The 17562-nt window shown below is 74.3% G+C and carries 11 protein-coding genes; 9 read left to right on the top strand and 2 right to left on the bottom strand.

Annotated elements, in window-relative coordinates:
* The first annotated feature begins 67 nt into the window (after positions 1-67).
* The 7 genes from ACZDYF_RS08145 to ACZDYF_RS08115 all read left to right on the top strand — a co-directional run bounded on the left by ACZDYF_RS08145 (position 68) and on the right by ACZDYF_RS08115 (position 14054).
* Positions 68-3862 carry a DUF4132 domain-containing protein gene (locus tag ACZDYF_RS08145; RefSeq protein ID WP_475055314.1) on the top strand — a complete coding sequence of 1265 codons (3795 nt, stop codon included), beginning with the start codon at positions 68-70 and terminating at the stop codon, positions 3860-3862.
* On the top strand, positions 3856-5013 hold the full coding sequence (locus ACZDYF_RS08140; protein ID WP_475055312.1) for an ATP-binding protein: 1158 nt from the start codon (positions 3856-3858) through the stop codon (positions 5011-5013). Before ACZDYF_RS08145 ends, ACZDYF_RS08140 begins: the two co-directional genes overlap by 7 nt.
* Entirely contained in the window at positions 5004-7634 is a 2631-nt protein-coding gene (locus ACZDYF_RS08135; RefSeq protein ID WP_475055310.1) for a DUF5682 family protein, read from the top strand. The genes ACZDYF_RS08140 and ACZDYF_RS08135 overlap by 10 nt, the downstream gene beginning before the upstream one ends.
* Positions 7631-8797, top strand: coding sequence for a VWA domain-containing protein (locus ACZDYF_RS08130; protein ID WP_475055308.1), 1167 nt, complete (start codon positions 7631-7633; stop codon positions 8795-8797). The genes ACZDYF_RS08135 and ACZDYF_RS08130 overlap by 4 nt, the downstream gene beginning before the upstream one ends.
* Positions 8794-10899, top strand: coding sequence for a hypothetical protein (locus ACZDYF_RS08125; RefSeq protein WP_475055306.1), 2106 nt, complete (start codon positions 8794-8796; stop codon positions 10897-10899). Before ACZDYF_RS08130 ends, ACZDYF_RS08125 begins: the two co-directional genes overlap by 4 nt.
* Positions 10900-11189: 290 nt before the next feature.
* Positions 11190-12050: a carbonic anhydrase gene (locus tag ACZDYF_RS08120; RefSeq protein ID WP_475055304.1), complete on the top strand. Its 861-nt coding sequence runs from the start codon at positions 11190-11192 to the stop codon at positions 12048-12050.
* A gap of 207 nt (positions 12051-12257) precedes the next feature.
* Positions 12258-14054 (top strand): bifunctional 3'-5' exonuclease/DNA polymerase, encoded by a 1797-nt coding sequence (locus ACZDYF_RS08115; protein ID WP_475055302.1) that lies wholly within the window; start codon positions 12258-12260, stop codon positions 14052-14054.
* A 9-nt stretch (positions 14055-14063) separates the two neighbouring features.
* Here ACZDYF_RS08115 and ACZDYF_RS08110 read toward each other — a convergent pair whose 3' ends face one another.
* Together ACZDYF_RS08110 and ACZDYF_RS08105 are read right to left on the bottom strand one after the other, a co-directional pair.
* On the bottom strand, positions 14064-14492 hold the full coding sequence (locus tag ACZDYF_RS08110; RefSeq protein ID WP_400273425.1) for a VOC family protein: 429 nt from the start codon (positions 14490-14492) through the stop codon (positions 14064-14066).
* Between the two features lie 4 nt (positions 14493-14496).
* Complete coding sequence (locus ACZDYF_RS08105) at positions 14497-15348, bottom strand: AraC family transcriptional regulator (protein WP_475055300.1); 852 nt, start codon at positions 15346-15348, stop codon at positions 14497-14499.
* A 70-nt stretch (positions 15349-15418) separates the two neighbouring features.
* Here ACZDYF_RS08105 and ACZDYF_RS08100 point away from each other — a divergent pair, with 70 nt between their 5' ends.
* Together ACZDYF_RS08100 and ACZDYF_RS08095 are read left to right on the top strand one after the other, a co-directional pair.
* A complete protein-coding gene (locus tag ACZDYF_RS08100) occupies positions 15419-16294 on the top strand; it encodes a Nif3-like dinuclear metal center hexameric protein (RefSeq protein ID WP_475055298.1) in 876 nt (291 codons plus the stop codon).
* Between the two features lie 38 nt (positions 16295-16332).
* Positions 16333-17067, top strand: a complete 735-nt coding sequence (locus tag ACZDYF_RS08095; protein ID WP_191789029.1) for a zinc ribbon domain-containing protein — start codon at positions 16333-16335, stop codon at positions 17065-17067.
* The last annotated feature ends 495 nt before the right edge of the window (positions 17068-17562 follow it).

Raw genomic sequence — 17562 nt, 5'->3', positions numbered from 1 at the left:
CGCCGCGCCGACGGAGCGCGGCGGCCTCCGGACGCGGTCCGGCGGCCCGGAGGAGACGGTGGGACGCGTGTTCGACAAGATCAAGGGTTGGCTCCAGGGAGACCACGACGGCGCGGTCGAGGGCGGCGGCACGGCGCCCGGCCGTGCAGAGGGTCGGCGGCGCGCCGAGCCCTCGGCTCGGCTGGTCGACGGACTGAAGATCCTGGACGCGGCCACCGAAGGTCTCGCGGCCCGCGCGATCGCCTACGTCCACACGGGTGACGGACCGGAGCTCGTGACCGAGCTGTCGCAGCGCACCGACGACGCGGTGGACCGGTTGCTCAACCGGCCCGCGACGCTCGGCGCCTGGACGTACACGACCCAGGCCGAGGACAAGGCCATCAAGGAGCGCGTGCCCGGCTGGAACGTCAACAAGGGTGCCACCGCCCGCAGCAACCTGTACACGCTGACCGAGCCCGTCGGCATCGACGCGCTCGTGCGCCTGGGCCGCCTGCTCGCGGCCGTCTCGCCCGACGTCTCCCGGGCCTCCGACCGGCTCCCGGCCTGGTTCGCCGCCCTCCTGACCGACGTCGCCAAGACGTGCGGCGACCGCCGCACCACGGGCAAGAACGGCAAGCCGGGCGTGCGCAGCCAGTGGACCCCCGAGCTCCTGACCGCGATCCTGCGCGACGGCGGCGTGGCCGAGGAGAACATCCCGACCGCCGTCGTGGCGGGGATCTTCGACCGCCCCGTCACCGCGGACTACTACGGCGACCCGCTCGCGGTGTTCGCGGCGCAGCCCGGTGTCGAGGAGTACCTGGTCGCGCACCCAGCCGACGTCGCAGCGGTCGCACCCCTGCTGCGCGCGACCGGCAAGGTCGAGCTCCTGCAGTTCCTGCGGACCCGGCCCGCCGCGCTGGACGCGTTCGTCGGGCTCGTCGCCCAGCTCGCGACCGACAACGCCAAGTCCGTGCGCGAGGAGGCTGCCGGGAACCTCGCGGCCCTGCCCGCCGAGCGCCAGGTCACGCTCCTCGAACCCCTGCTCACCACGATGCCCGCGAGCCGGCTCGGGGGACTCGTGACCCACCTCGTCGGGGTCGAGGGCGGCATCGACGCCCTGCGCCGCGCCCATGCGGCCGATGGCCGGGGCGCGCGCGGCACGTTGCTGTCGAACGCGATCGAGCGGGCCACGGCCCTCGACGTCGCGACGGTCGTCGTCGACGAGCCCCTCGACGTCCCGCCGTTCACGCCCCTGCCCGAGGTCGCCCTCGGCGACGCGTTCGTGCGCTCGGCCCGCGACGCGGTGGACCGCAGGCTCGCTGCGGCCCGCGACGAGCTCGCCGCGCTCGAGGCGCTCCCCCAGGCCGAGGCCCAGAGCTGGCGCCTGTCGCACGCCCGGGGAGCCGTCAAGGATCTCGCGGCCATCACCGACGACCACCTCACGCAGGTCGCGCAGTACCTCTCGGGCGCCCTGACCAAGGTGCCGCCGCGCACCGTTCTCGTCGAGCTCCAGGCCCCCGCGATCCGGGGCCGGCTCGACGGTCTGACCATGCTCCACGACATCCGCTTCGCGCGCTCGCACGGTGGCGGCAGGCAGCGCTACCCCTGGTACCAGCTCAACGCGACGACCGACATCGCGGTCGACCTCCGGGTCCTCGCCGACGGGGTCGAGCGGGCCGGTGTGCAGGACTCCGAGTCGGCCGTCGCCGAGCTCGTGTTCGACTCCTGGTTCGCTCGCGGGACGTTCGCCCCCGAGCACCTGTGGCCCTACTTCGCCGAGCACCCGCGCGCGCTCGACACGATCCTGGGGCTGCGGCCGTCGGGCACGGTCCAGACGTACAGTCGTTCGGAGCGGCTCGAGGTCGCGCTCACGATCCTCGGCGGGTTCCCGACGATCCCGAACCGCTACCTCCCGCGGCTGGCCGAGCTCGCGCTCGGCGAAGGCAAGACGCACCGCGTCGCGGCGCAGAAGGTGCTCGAGTCGCGCGTCGGGGCCCGCGAGCTGGCCGAGCAGGGCCTGCGCGACGGGAAGGCCGAGATCCGCGTCACGGCCGCCGTCTGGCTCCAACGCCTCGGCGACCCGGCAGCGGTCCCGGCATTGCGAGCCGCGCTCGCCAAGGAACGTCGCGAGGTGGCCCGCGCCGCGCTCCTCGGGGCCCTCGAGGCGCTCGGTGACGACATCGCCCTCGAGCTCGCACCCGCGACGCTGCTCGCCGAGGCGACCAAGGGCCTCAAGGCCAAGGCACCCGCGAGCATGGCCTGGTTCCCGCTCGACGGTCTGCCCGCGCTCCGCTGGGCCGCCGACGGCGAGCCCGTGCCCGTCGAGGTCGTGCGCTGGTGGGTCGTGCTCGCGGTCAAGCTCAAGGACCCCAGCGGACTGGGCCTGATCGCGCGCTACGAGTCCCTGCTCGACGACGAGAGCCGCGCGGCGCTCGGCCGGTTCGTGCTCGACGCGTGGATCGGCAAGGACACCCAGGGCCCGACTGCCGAGGAGAGCCGGGCTTACGCGGACGGCGAGGCCCAGCAGCGGTACGACCGCTACCAGCACTGGTACAAGCAGCACCCCCAGTACTACGAGGCCGAGGCCTCGCGGACCGTGGACCAGCACCACCAGGACGCGTTCCGTGAGCACCAGGCGAACTACCTCGGGTCGGCCATCGCCGACAAGGGGCTGCTCGCGCTGACCGTCGGCATGCCCGGCGCTGACCTGACGCGTGCCGTGCAGCAGTACCTCAAGACGCACATCACGCGCCGTGCACAGATCGAGGCCCTCGTGCGGGCGCTCGCGGCCAACGGCGATCCCGCGTCGATCCAGCTCCTGCTGTCCGTGGCGCGGCGTCACCGCCAGGCCACGGTGCAGGCGGCCGCGCAGCAGCTCGCCGAGGACCTGGCCGAACGACGGGGCTGGTCCGCCGAGGAGCTCGCCGACCGTACCGTGCAGACCGCGGGCTTCGAGGACGACGGCATCCTGCACCTCGACCTCGGGTCACGCGAGTACACGGGGCGCATCACGCCCACGTTCACGCTCGAGCTCACCAACGACGCGGGCAAGGTCGTCAAGGCCTTGCCCGCGCCCCGCGCGGACGACGACCCCGACCAGGTCAAGGCCGCCAAGTCGCAGCTCTCGACGAGCCGCAAGGAGCTCAAGGCCGTCGTCGCGCTCCAGACCCAGCGCCTCTACGAGGCCATGTGCACGGGGCGCGAGTGGCCCGTCGCCGACTGGCTCGAGTTCGTGGCCGGGCACCCCGTCATGTCCCGGCTCGCGGCCGGGCTCGTGTGGCTCGAGAACCCCGGTCCGGACCAGCGGGCGTTCCGACCGGGCGACGCCGGAGCGCTCATCGACGTCGACGACGAGGACGTGACCCTCGCGCAGGGAGCGACGGTCTCGGTCGCGCACGGCGTGCTGCTCGGCGCGGACGAGGCCGGTCGGTGGCGCGAGCACCTCGCCGACTACGAGATCCGGCCGCTGTTCGACCAGCTCCAGGTGACGGTGCCCGTGACGGACCGCAGCGCGACCGCGATCAGCGACCGCAAGGGCTGGCTCACGGACAGCTTCACGGTCCGCGGGCGGGCGACCAAGCTCGGCTACGCGCGGAGCCAGGCCGAGGACGGCGGCTGGTTCTCGGGCTACGAGAAGGCGTACCCGAGCGTCGGGATCACCGCGGTCATCGAGTTCACGGGCGCGTTCCTGCCCGAGGAGAACATCCCCGCGGCGATCACCGACCTCGTGTTCCGCCGCTCGACCCGGGCCTACGGGCAGAGCGCCGAGGCGCGCCTCGCGGACCTGCCGCCCGTCCTCGTCGCGGAGTCCTACCGCGACTACCTGACCGTCGCTGCCGGTGGCAGCTTCGACGCCGCCTGGGAGAAGAAGAGCGCATGGTGACCACCCCGACCCCCTCGGCGAGCACCCACGACGAGGCAGCGGTCCTCGACCGCGGCCCTGCCCAGGAGATCCGCCCGCCCGCCGAGGTGCGTTTCGCGGACGAGCTCGCGGTCCTCGAGGCGGCCGACCGGGCCAAGGGCTCCGAGCTGCCGCCCGGGTGGCGGCTCAGTCCACGGGCCGTGCGCGCCTTCGTCGTGGGCGACGCCGAGCTCGGGGTGCGACGGAAGTTCTACGGTGACGACCCGCTCGTGGACCGAGCCGTCGTGTCCTTGCTCGGCCGCCAGGGACTCATGCTCGTGGGGGAGCCCGGTACCGCGAAGTCGATGCTGTCCGAGCTGCTCGCGGCCGCCGTGAGCGGGACGTCGAACCTCACGGTCCAGGGCACCGCGGGCACGACCGAGGACCACGTCCGCTACTCGTGGAACTACGCGCTGCTCATCGCCGAGGGACCCAGCGAGCGCTCGCTCGTCCCGTCGGCCGTCCAGCAGGCCATGAGCGCCGGGAAGGTCGTCCGGTTCGAGGAGATCACGCGCTGCGCGCCCGAGATCCAGGACACCCTCGTCTCGATCCTCTCCGAGAAGCAGCTCATGATCCCCGAGCTCGGCAGCGAGGCGCGGGTCTCGGCCCGCCCCGGGTTCAACGTGCTCGCAACCGCGAACCTCAAGGACCGGGGAGTCCACGAGATGTCGGCGGCGCTCAAGCGACGGTTCAACTTCGAGACGATCAAGCCCCTCACTGACCGCCAGTTCGAGATCGACCTCATCGAGGCCCAGCTCACGGCCGAGCTGGGCCCGGCGGGCGAGCGCCCGCCGCTCGCGCGAGACGTCCTGGACGTGCTCGTCACGGCGTTCCAGGACCTGCGGACCGGGGCCACGAGCAACGGTGCGCCCGTCAAGCGTCCCGAGACCGTCATGTCGACGGCCGAGGCCGTGAACGTCGCGGTCGCCGCGTCGCTCGAGGCCCGCTACCTGGGCGACGGCACCGTGACCCCGGCCGAGGTCGCGCGCCAGCTCGCGGGCGTGGCCTCCAAGGGCGACGAGGAGGACGCCCGGCGGCTGCGGCACTACGTCGACAACGTGGTGCGCGAACGGGCGCGACGTGACCCGCGCTGGAAGTCCTTCCTCTCCGCGGCGGAGTCCCTGTGGCAGTAGCGCAGGCGCCGGCGCGAGCCGCGTGGGGTCGTGCGCCCGAGCGCATGCAGGCCGCCGCCGCCGCGGTCCAACGCCTGCGGGCCGACGGGATCTACCTCGCGCCGGTCCGCCACCACAGCCCGGCGTGCGCGCTCGCGGTCGGGGCGCTCGTCGAGGAGGTGCGGCCCGCCGTCGTGCTCGTCGAGGGGCCCGAGGAGTACGGGCGGCTCCTGCCCGCGCTGCTCGACCCGCGCACACGTCCGCCCGTCGCGGTCCTGAGCCTGGGGACCGAGGGCGGCGGCGCGGGCTTCTACCCGCTCGCCGAGTTCTCGCCCGAGTGGGTGGCTCTGCGCACCGGGGCCCGGCTGGGCGCGGAGGTCGCGTTCGTCGACCGGTCGTGGGGCGCGCGCGCCACCGGCGACCGGTCCGGCGAGGTGGCCGGAGGAGTCGCACCCGACGACGGCACGGAGGGAGCAGGCGACGACGCGTTCGCCCGCACGCTCCAGTCCGAGCGCAACCTCGCGCACTCGCGGACGATCGCCGCGGTCGCCGAGCGGCTGGGGTGCCGCGACCACGACGAGGTGTGGGACCACCTCTTCGAGGCACGCACGAGCGAGCGGCTCGCGGACTGGCGCGAGCTGTTCGACGACGTGTTCGCGTGGGCAGGTCTCGCACGTCTCGACTACGAGGAGGAGGTGCTCGACGCCGACGGGTCGCTCGCGCGCGAGGCCCTCATGTCGGCCCGGGTCGCCGAGCACCGGGCCCGGGTCGAGGGGCCCGTGGTCGTGGTGACCGGCGCGTTCCACACGCTCGCGCTCGTCGAGGCGCTCACGGGCGCTCCCGAGGGCGAGGCGGTCCTGAGCCGCCGTCCCGCCGGGGGCTACGGCCCGCCGGCGTCGGCCGACGCCTGGCTCATCCGCTACGACCACGAGCGGCTCGACGGGCTGCGGGGCTACGGGGCGGGCATGCCGTCGCCCGGCTTCTACGAGCGGCTCTGGGCCGCGCACCGGGAGCCGGGTGGGCCGAGCGCGCTGGGCACGTCTCTGCTCGTGGACGTCGCCGCGGCCGCGACCGCGCGCGGGGCGCAGGTGAGCCTGGCCGAGATCGCGTCGGCGGCCGAGCAGGCGACCCGTCTCGCGGACCTGCGCGAGCGCCCGTGGCCGGGGCGGACGGACCTCCTCGACGCGCTCACGTCGTGCTTCGTCAAGGACGACGGCGGGCTCGACGTGGGTATCGGACGCCCGCTCGGGCAGGCGGTCGCCGAGGTGTTCGGCGGGCGCGCGCTCGGCGAGGTGCCGCCCGGCACCGCGTCGCCGCCGCTCGTGCAGCGCGCGAGGGAGCGGGCCGAGGACCTGCGTCTCGTGGTGACGGACTCGACGCCGCGTCGCACGCGTCTCGACGCGCGCCGCACGCCGCGCCACCGCGAGCGCCGGGCCTTCCTGGCGCTCATGGACTTCGTCGGCAGCGGGTTCGCACGCCAGGTCTCGGGGCCCGACCACGTCGCGGGGCGCGGCCTGGGGCTCCTGATCGAGGAGTGGGAGTACGCCTGGACGCCCCTCGTAGAGGCGTCGTTGGTCGAGCTCTCGCACCAGGGTGCGACGCTCGAGGCCGTCGCGGTGCACCGCCTCCACCGCCTCGAGCACGAGCTCGCGACGACGGGGCGCTCGGCGCTCGGTGTGGCCCGCCTCGTGGCCCAGGCCGTCGTCGCGGGACTGTCGGAGCATCTCGACCGCCTGGTCGCGCTCCTGCGCTCGACGCTCGACGTCGACCCCTCGCTCGAGTCCGTCGTGGGCGGGCTGCACCGCCTCGTGGACCTGTGGGACGCTCGCGTCGAGCTGGGCCTGGAGGACCACGCGGACGACCTCCTGGACCTGCTCGACCACGGCCTCGCCACCGTCGCCTACCTCGTCCCGGGCCTCGGTGCGGTCGACGCGGACGCGGAGCCTGCCGCCGTCGGGACGCTCGTCGCCCTGCGCGACCTCCTGCGGGAGGCGGGGCGCGCCGCACGCGCACCCGGTCCCGACGACGGAGCGGACCCCCGCAGGGCAGCGCGCCCCACGAGTGGTGCCGTACCCGCGACGGACCGAGCGGAACCCGTGCTCCGCGAGCTCGACCGGCTCCGCGGAGACCGCAGCGCGGCGCCCGGCGTCCGAGGTGCCCTCGTGGCGCTCGCCGCGACCGACGACGCCCTCGACGACGACGTCCTGGTCGCGGAGGTGCGTGCCCAGCTCAGCCCGGGCGCGGACCCGGTCGCCGCCGTCCGCTTCCTGGGCGGTCTGCTGCGCGTCGCCCCGGACCTCCTGCTGCACACCCCCGAGCTCTTCGACGCCGTCCACGCAGGTCTGCGGGACCTCGACGGGGACGCGTTCCTGGCCGTCCTGCCGGACCTGCGCCGCGCGTTCACGTGGCTCAAGCCCGCCGAGACGCACCGGCTCGCGCAGCAGGTCGCGACACGCACGGGCTCCCGGGCCGAGCGGATCGACGTGCACCTGGCCGCGACCGAACAGGACCTCCACGCCGGGCTCGCGCTCGAACGCGAGCTCTCCGCGATGCTCGCGCGCGACGGGCTCGGCACGTGGGTCGTCAGCACGTCGCAGCGCCCCCCTGCCAACCCTCCGTCCGACCAGGAGAACCTGCCGTGACCGTCCCGACCGCCCGTCCAGGGGCGACCGCCGAAGAGCTCGAGGCCGCGCGCCGCTGGCGGCTCGTCCTGGGCCGCTACGCCGCCCAGGAGCTCCCGCAGGACCCGGCCGACGCCGGTGTCGAGCGCGCGCTGCAGTACCTGTACGACCGCGAGTACGTCGAGCGCGGGCACCGCCTGGGCAAGGCGCCGGGCGGGCGCGGCGGCGGAGGGAGCCTCGACCCGTCGGCGCTCAAGGCTCTCGACTGGCTCGGCCAGGCTCGCACGCTCTTCCCGCGCGAGACGTTCGAGCGCATGCAGGTCGACGCCGTGAGCCGGTACCGGCTCACGGACCTGCTCGCCGACCCGGAAGCGGCCGAGGCCCTCGAGCCCAGCCGGGAGCTCGCGACCGCTCTCCTGCAGGTGCGCGGACGCCTCGACGAGCGCGCCGCCGCCGGGCTCCGCACGGTGATCGCGCGCGTCGTGGAGGACATCGTGCGACGGCTGCGCCCGCAGTTCGCGACCGCGCTCACCGGCCGCAAGGACAGGTCACGCCGCTCGGTGCACAAGGTCAGCCAGAACTTCGACGGCAAGCGCACCCTGGCGGCCAACCTCTCGCGCTACGACCCGGAGTCCGGGCGACTGATCGTGCAGGACGTGCGGTTCGTGTCGAGGGCGCGCCGCACGCTCACCTGGGAGGTCGTGCTGCTCGTCGACCAGTCGGGCTCCATGGCGGCCTCGCTGCTCTACAGCGCGGTGTGCGCGGGGATCATGTCGGCGCTGCCGGGGATCACGGTCAGGCTCGCGGTCTTCGACACCAACGTGGTCGACCTCTCGCACCTCGCGCACGACCCGGTCGCGGTCCTGCTGACCGCGCAGCTGGGTGGTGGTACCGACATCGCCAAGGCGGTGCGCTACGCCGAGCAGCAGGTCACGAACCCGAGCCGCACGGTCGTGGTGCTCGTGAGCGACTTCGAGGAGGGCGGCTCGGTCACCCAGCTCCTCGCGGGCGTGCGGCGGCTCGCGGAGTCCGGTGTCCGGATGCTGGGGCTGGCGGCGCTCGACGAGGCCGCGGAGCCCGTCTACGACCACGGGACGGCCCGCCGCCTCGCCGAGTGCGGCATGCACGTCGCGGCCCTCACGCCCGATCGGTTCGCCGAGTGGCTCGGGGAGGTGCTCGTATGACGCCGGACTGGCTCGCGGTCTTCGCGGGATACGACGACGCCGCGCTCGTCGCGCTCGCCAACGCGGGTCTGCTGCGTCGCGCCCGCAAGGACCTCGCGGCGGGCGACGTGTCGCTCACGTCGGAGTCCGCGGCCGAGGTCGTGGTCGCGTGCGGGAGCGCGGTGGTGCGGCTCGGGCCCAAGGGTCCGGTGGCGGCGTCGTGCTCGTGCCCGACGGCGGGCGTGTGCCAGCACGTGGTCGCGGCGTGCCTGTGGGCCCGCGAGCGCGAGCCCGGCGGCCCGCGGGAGCCCGCCGAACCGGCGCCGGCCACGGCCGACGAGGGCGTCGCCGCGGACCGAGGCGCGCGCGACCGTGCGACCGCCCCGGACGCCCTGGCCGACCTCCTCGCGCTCGAACCCGTCGCCGTGTGCCGGGCTGCGGGCAGGCCCGCGCTGCGACGGGTCGTCGAACGGCTCCCGGCCGCGCTGCTCGCCGGGCTCGCGCAGGACGGCCCGGGCGCGCCCGCCGCGTGCGAGGTCGCGGCCGACGGTGCGCGGCTCACGATCACGTGGACGGACGGCACCGGCACCCCGACCCAGGTCGTCTTCGTGGCCCCCGCGGGGTTCGCGGGCATGGTCGTCGCCGGTGCACGCTCGGCCGGCGAGCAGGCCGCAGCACGGCTCGAGGCAGTCGTCCGGGTCTTCGCCCGCGAGGGCAGGTCGTGGCCGTGGCCCCGTGAGATCGAGGCCGAACGCTCGGGCGAGCTGACCACGGCCCAGCGTGCGGGGATCGAGGAGGCGAGCGCCGTCGTCGGGCACGTGGTCGACGCCGGGCTGTCCCACCTCGGCGCCGACGCGGCCGACCGGCTGCGGGGCGCCGCTGCCCGCGCGCGGCTCGTGGGCCTGCTGCTGCTCCACCGGCTGCTGCTCGTCGCGGCGGGACTCGTCGACGGCCTCGCGACGCGCGACGACGACGTGAGCGAGTCCGACGCGCTCGGCGCCCTCGCCGAGGCGTGGGCGCTCGCGGCGGCGCTGCGGGACGCACCCGCTGGAGCCCTGCCCGACCTGGTGGGGGCACCAGTGCGCAGGTCCGCCGACGCGGAACCCGGCGACGAGCTCCCCGGTCGCCTGGTGCCGCTCGGCGTGCGGTGGTGGCAGGCACCCAGCGGTGCCCGCGGCCTGACGCTCACGGCCTGGGACGCACGCCACGGGACGTTGCGGACCGCGACGGTCGCGCGGCCATCTGGCGCGGACCCGACCTTCCGCCGGGACGTCGACCTGCCGCTGCTCTGGAAGGCGTCGGTCACCGCGGTGTGCGCGGGTCCGTTCGAGCTCGCCGACGCCGAGCCGCGGCCGGACGGGTCGATCAGCACGACCTCGCGCACGAGCCTCGTCCCCGGCGGGGGCTTCGACGTCGCCGAGCTGCGGGAGATCGCGCAGCACCTGGACGGGGTGACCGCCGGGACGGTCGGGTTCGGCCGGGCTCGGCGCCGCGTCCGTCTCGTCATGGTGCGCGAGACCGGGGCCGTCGGGGTCGACGAGGTCCGTCGCGACGTCACCTGGCCGGTCACGTCCGCCGACGGCGTCACGCACGTCCTGCGCGTCGGCGTCGAGCACGAGCGCAGCGTCGAGGCCCTGCTCTCGGTCGTGGCGTCGCGCAAGCAGGTGGTCGCGGTCCTCGTCGAGCGCGACGCCTCGAAGGGGTCGGAGGAGCCTGTCGGAGTGTTCCTACGGACCGGACAGGGGAGCGTCGAGCTCTTCTCCCCGTCGATGTCCCCGGCGTTCCGTGCGGTGAGCTGGACGGCGTTGCGCCGGCTGCGGGCGCGGATCGCCGCCCTGCACCGCGGCGCGGCGGTCCACGTGGCCGAACCGGAGCCGCGCGGACCGGTGACCCGCGTGTGCGAGCCCGCACGCGACGTCGTGGACTCCCTCGGCGCGACCGGACGCCGCAGGCTCACCGCGCACCAGCAGAGCGTGCTCGACGACCGGGCGCGGCTCGCCCACGACCTCGGGATGGTGACCGTGGGACGCACGATCGAGGCGCTGACGACCAGCACGACGACCGCGACGCTCCTCCGGGCACGCTTCGTGCTCGGACGGGCGGAGGCGCTCGCGGACGCGTAGCGCAGCGCCGCGACGTGTACGGGTGGGCGTGGCGTCTTCGCACCTCGCAGAGTTCTGGTCATTTTCGTCACGGCGTTTTCGGTGCCCTGAAGTGCATTCTTCGTTGCCCCAGGCGATGTGAAGATGATGTGTTTGAGGTGTCGACGTCCTGTTTGTGGCTCAATGATCGGCGAATTGTGCGCATAGTGTCCTGCGGGCCGGACGGGGGAAGACGTATCCGGCCGGAAGGATTCGGCGCACCGTCGATTTCTTCCGCCATGTGCGACCGATACCTGTGATCGGAGTTCCGTATGACGAAGTACGCAGCTTTCTACGTTCCCTTGACCGCCGCGGCGCTCGCCCTGACCGGCGGCGTGTCCGCGTGGGCGGCGCCCGCGAGCGCACCCACGAGCACCGCGGCGCTCGCCCCGGCGAGCATCCCGGCGGGCGCGCTCGAGCTCGCGCCTCCCGGCGGCGGATGGTCCTCCGAAGGGGGTACCGGCCCTGAGCACCGGGGCGAGATCGCCTCGACGTGCGCGTCGACGCCGACGAGCAGGCAGTCGCCGGTAGACATCCGGCTGCGCTCCCTCACGGAGAGCCGCAAGGTCAAGGCGCCCGTGCTCGACTACGAGCGGTCCGCGTTCACGGTCCGCGACACCGGGGAGACCATCCAGGGCGACCTGACCACGGTCGGCTCCAACGCCATCACGCTCGACGGCACCCGCTACGAGCTCCGGCAGTTCCACCTGCACACCCCGAGCGAGCACACGATCGACGGCGAGCCGGTCGCGATGGAGCTCCACCTGGTGCACCAGAGCGCCGAGGGCGAGCTCGCGGTGCTCGGGGTGCTGCTCGAGCTCGGCCGGGAGAACGCAGCGCTCGCCGGGTTCTTCGACGCGATCCCGTCGGCCGCGGCCGCGACCTCGTCGGTCGCGCCCCGGCCTGTCGAGATCAACCCTGCGCACCTGGTGCCCGGGTGGTCGGACCTGATCCGCTACGACGGGTCGCTCACCACTCCGCCGTGCAGCGAGGGAGTGCTCTGGAACGTCTACGAACGTCCTCGGACGATCTCGACGTCCCAGCTCGCCGCCTTCACCGCGGTGCACCCGGAGAACAGCCGCCCGGTGCAGCCGCTCAACGGTCGGAGCCTGTTCGAGGTCGACGCGGACTGACGCCTCGTCCGGCGGGAAAGGCGTTCGGTCGCCGACTTCTGGTCGGCGGCCGGGCGCCTTTCCTCTACCGGCTCCGGAGGTGCAAAGGGGAATGCTCTCGTTCGGCGGGCGGATTTCTGGATCCGTCGTTCAGGAATCGCCGACAATATCTGTGATCGTGACGGCGCGTATCGATGGCCCCGGCAGGCGGGCAGCGGGAAGCCCCGGATGTCAGACCCTCGCGGCAGACTCTGGGTCGTGTACTCGGTCCCGCTCCGCACGTCGTCCGCAGACCCGGGCGTCGTCGACGTCGAGGACCTCGACCCCCGCGGCGGCCGGCAGCGCCCCGCCCCGCGCCGCGCGACCTGGCCGGGTGCCGTCCTCGAGCAGCCCGACCCCCCGAGCCCCGCGGTGGACACGGCCACCCCCGGCGCGCCCCCGGCCGCGACGCCCACGACCCGCTGGGTGTGGGACGACACCAACCTCTGGTACCCGGCCGCCCTCGCAGCGGGCCTGCGCGTCGAGCGCGCGCACGACCTGCGCCTGACCCGGGCCGTCCTGCGGCGGTCGGTCCTCACGACGAGCACGCCCCTGGCGCAGGCCCCGCGGGACGCCTGGGACGACATGCAGCCGGTCCCCACGGCCCCCGTCCCGGGGATCGAACGCCCGGACGCCCTCTTCGACCTGGGTGACCGGCGGGCCGTCGCCCCACCCGACCCGGTGGAGGAGCTGCGCCGACAGCTCGAGGCCGTCGCGACGTCGTCGGGCCCGGGACGGCTGCGCCTGCTGATCGCGGCCGAGTCCGCGGGCGCGCTCGTGGCCGCCGAGATGAGCCACGCCGGACTGCCGTGGCGCGAGGACCTGCACGACGCGATGCTCACCGGCATCCTGGGTGCGCGGCCGCCGCTCGGACTGCGGCCCGCGCGGCTCGAGGCCCTGGCCGAGCACGTGCGTGCGGCGCTCGACGCGCCCGCCCTGAACCCCGACTCGGCGCCCGAGCTCCTCAAGGCCCTCGAGTACGCGGGCGTCGGCGTGAGGTCGACGCGCAAGTGGGACCTCGAACGCGTCGACCACCCCGTCGTCGCGCCGCTCCTCGAGTACAAGAAGCTCAGCCGCCTCCTGACCGCCAACGGCTGGAACTGGCTCGACACCTGGGTGCGGGACGGCCGCTTCCGGCCCGAGTACGTCGTCGGAGGAGTCGTGACCGGACGCTGGGCCGCCAACGGCGGGGGAGCCCTCCAGCTCCCGCACCAGGTCCGCTCGGCCGTGGTCGCGGACCCCGGGTGGAAGCTCGTCGTCGCCGACGCCGCACAGCTCGAACCCCGGGTGCTCGCCGGTCTCTCAGGCGATCTCGTCATGGCCGAGGCCGGGCGCGGTGGCGACATGTACCAAGGCATCGTCGACACGGGTGCGGTCGAGACGCGCGCCCAGGCCAAGATCGGCATGCTCGGCGCCATGTACGGCGGGACGACGGGCGAGAGCGGGCGCATGCTCCCACGGCTCGCGAAGGCGTTCCCGCGTGCTCTCGACCTCGTCGAGCAGGCTGCGCGGGCGGGCGAGCGCGGCGAGATCGTCACCACGCGCCTCGGCCGGAGCTCGCCCCCACCCGGGTCGGGCTGGGACGAGACGCAGGGCAGCGCGTACGACGAGTCCGCGTCGAGCGACGCCCAGTCCCGGGCCCGCAGCCAGACCCGCGCCTGGGGCCGGTTCACCCGGAACTTCGTGGTGCAGGGGACGGCCGCCGAGTGGGCGCTGTGCTGGATGGCCTCCCTGCGCGGGCGCCTCGCCGCGATGCCCGGGGCGGCGCGGCCGGGACGCGCCCCCGCGCCCTTCACCGAGCAGCCGCACATGGTGTTCTTCCTGCACGACGAGATTATCGTGCACGCCCCCGCAGAGCTCGCCGAGCAGGTCGCGGACGAGATCCGGGCCGCGGGCGCAGAGGCCGGGAAGCTGCTCTTCGGAGACTTCCCCGTCGACTTCCCGCTCACGGTCGCGATCGTCGACGACTACTCGCAGGCGAAGTAGCGCTCTCGCTCAGGCGGCCCGCGGCTCGCCCCGGTACGTCCCGACCGACCAGAGGTTGCCCTCGGGGTCCGCGAGCACCAGCTCACGGCTGCCGTAGTCGGTCTCGCGCAGGGGAGCGAGCACCGCGCCGGCGCGCTCCGCCCGGCCCGCGATCTCCTCGATCCCGGTCCCGCTGCCGGGCTCCCCGGCGACCACGTAGCCGCCGAACGCTCCCGGCGGACGTGACCACTCGCCGTCGGGCTTGAACGAGCCCAGCATGATGCCGCCGCCCGGCGGCCAGTCGAGCTGGGCGTGCGCGACGCCCCCGTCGCCGGTCATGACCGTGTTGCGTCGGAAGCCCACCACGTCGACGAGGAAGTCGATCAGCCCGGACGCGTCGTGCGCCTGGAGGGTGGGCCAGACCTGAGCCGGGGGTGCCTGTGTCGTGTACGTGTCCATGACCTCAGCCTGCTCGCGGTGCACCGCCCCCGGCTTGGATGTTTGCGCGCTCCTCGGCGAGCCACGCCGTGGGGCTCAGGCCCGCGAACGCGTGGAAGTCACGCACCAGGTGGGAGTGGTCGGCGTACCCGGTGCGGGCCGCGACGTCCGCGAGGCGCGGGCCCGACGGCGCCAGGAACCCCGCGCGCACCTCGTCCCTGGCCGCGTCGAACCGGACCAGGCGGCACGCCGCGCCGGGGCTCAGGCCGAGCTCGGCCGAGAAGAGCGACGTGAGCTGGCGAGGGCTGAGCCAGACGTGCGCGGCGACGTCGGGCACGGACACCCGGCCGCCCCGGCGCAGGATGTGGCGCCACGCCTCGGCGACCTCGACCCGGACCGGTCCGAGGCCAGGGCTGCGGGCAGCGGCCACGCGACGCAACGCCTCGCCGACGAGCGTGAGCCGCTCGTCCCACGACGCCGTCCCGCCGACCCGCTCCCGCAGGTCGCGCGAGAGAGGGCCGAGCACGTCGTCGGCGTCGGTCACCATGCCCAGCTCGCGAGGCGGCACGCCCAGCAGCGCGCGGCTCGCGAGCGGGTCGAGCGCGAGCTGGACACCCTCCTGGTGCGCGGGCTGATGGATGTAGGCGGGGGACAGGTGCAGCCCCCCGACGAGCGAGGAGTACCGGTGCAGCGGTGCGTCACCGGGACCCGTCGCGGTGGGTACAGGACCGTCGAGGCTGATGACGAACGTCAGCCACGGCGAGGGCAGCCCACGGTGGACCGAGGGGGCCTCGTCCGAGATCTCGTAGCCCAGGATCGAGCCGACCGCGGACCCCAGCGGCCCGGTCGGGGAGGCGCGCACGTAGTGCTGTCCCATGCCCCCACGGTAGGTCGCGGGGGTCGCTCGGCGCGCGTCGTCGCCGGCCCGCGGCGGATAGCCTGGTCCCGTGACCGCACACCCCACGCTCGCCGACGTCGTCCGGACCCTCGAGGCGCTCTACCCGCCGTCGACCGCGGAGGGGTGGGACGCCGTCGGGCTCGTCACCGGGGACCCTGCCCAGCCCGTGCGCAAGATCCTCTTCGCGGTCGACCCCGTCGCGACCGTCGCCGACGAGGCGATCGAGTGGGGCGCCGACCTGATCGTGACCCACCACCCGCTCTTCCTGCGGCCCGTGCACTCGATCGCCGCGACGACGTTCAAGGGTTCGCTCGTGCACCGCCTCGTGCGGGCCGGGACCGGGCTGTACGTCGCGCACACCAACGCCGACGCCGCGCCGCGCGGGGTCGCCGACGCGCTCGCGGACGCGATCGGCCTCGTGGACCGGACGCCCCTCGTCCCGTCCGCACCCGACGGCGCCGCCGCCCTCGCGGAGACCGGCATCGGACGGGTGGGCCGCCTCGAGGAGCCGACGACGTTGCGCGCCTTCGCCGAGCGTGTCGCTGCCGCGCTGCCCGAGACCGAGCAAGGAGTGCGCGTCGCGGGCGACCTCGACGCGACCGTGCGCACCGTGGCCGTCGTCGGCGGCTCGGGCGACTCGCTGTTCGACGCCGTCCGCAGCGCGGGCGCCGACGTCTACGTCACCGCGGACCTGCGCCACCACCCCGCGTCCGAGCTGCGCGAGCGCGCCGAGTTCGAGGGGGGCGCCGCGGGCGGGCCGTTACTCGTCGACGTCGCGCACTTCGCGAGCGAGTGGCCCTGGCTGCGCTACGCGGCCGCCGACCTGACCGAACGGCTCGCAGATACGGGTACGGTGGATACCCGCGTGAGCGTCCGCCGGACCGACCCCTGGACCGCCCGGATCGGCTCCGCGCACCGCGCCTGACACGGCGCCCCACAACTGCATCGAAAGGAACGCATCCTGTGAGCACTGCACCCCCCGAGGACCAGCGACGACTGCTGGAGGTCCAGGCACTCGACACCCGCCTGCAGCAGCTCACGCACAAGCGCGCCTCCCTGCCCTCGATCGCCCGCATCGCGGAGCTCGACGCGCAGATCTCCGACCTCAGCACCTCGCTCGTCGCGTCCCGCACCGCCGTGAGCGACCTCAAGCGAGAGCTCACCAAGGCCGAGGGCGACGTCGAGCAGGTCCGCAACCGCGCGGCGCGCGACCAGACCCGCCTCGACTCCGGCCAGGTCGGCGCCAAGGACGCCCAGGCGCTCGTCGGTGAGCTCGAGTCGCTGTCCCGCCGCCAGGGAGTTCTCGAGGAGATCGAGCTCGGCGTCATGGAGCGCCTCGAGGCCCACGAAGAGGCGCTCGCCAAGCTCGACGCCGCCAACGACGAGCTCGTCGCCGCCAAGCGCGAGGTCGAGGCCGAGCGCGACGCACAGCTCGCCGAGGTCGACGCCGAGGTCGCGACCGTCACCGCCGCACGCGCCAAGGCCGTCGACGGGATCGACGCCGGGCTCGTCACCCTCTACGACCGCCTGCGCAACCAGCTCGGAGGCCTGGGCGCCGCCGTGCTCAACGGCCGCCGCTGCGAAGGCTGCCGCCTCGAGCTCAACCCGTCCGACGTCGCCGCGATCAAGGCCAAGGGACCCGAGCAGGTCGCGCGCTGCGAGGAGTGCTCGCGCATCCTGGTGCGGCTCGACGCCTGACCCGTCCTGCTGCGGCCTGAGGCCCTGTCCCCGTCGTCGGGGGCGGGGCCTCGGTGGTTTCCGGGGGGTTCTGCTGGGGGCGGTGTGCCGGGGCGGGGGCGGGGTCGGTGCCGGGGCGGGTCGCCGAGAACGAGGTTGAGGTCGTTGCGGGGCGGTTGACGGCCTCAAGGTCGTGGTCGAAGCGGCGGAAGGTCGTGGTCGGGGTTCCCGTTCCGATGGATGGCAGTGGCTGCTGGGTGGTTGCGGAACGAGGCGTCGAGTGGCAGTTCGGGTGGTCGGGACGAGGGTGTGGGCGACCTGAACTGCACACTCGGTGGGCGTGGTCATGCCCGGTCTCGGGCTTGAGGGCGTCGGTGCCGAGCATGCGGTTGGCGTCGTGTTCTTCGGGGGTCTCGGCGTCGAACATGCTGTTGGCGTTGAGATTGGGCCGGATTGGGACGCCAACCGCATGCTCGGGTGACGGTAGCCGCATCTTCGGCTCGTGCTGGGTGCTGG

The sequence above is a fragment of the Oerskovia sp. PE-21s genome, from assembly GCF_056158145.1.
Note: the sequence above shows the minus strand (reverse complement) of the source record. Positions and strands in the feature narration are given on the sequence as shown.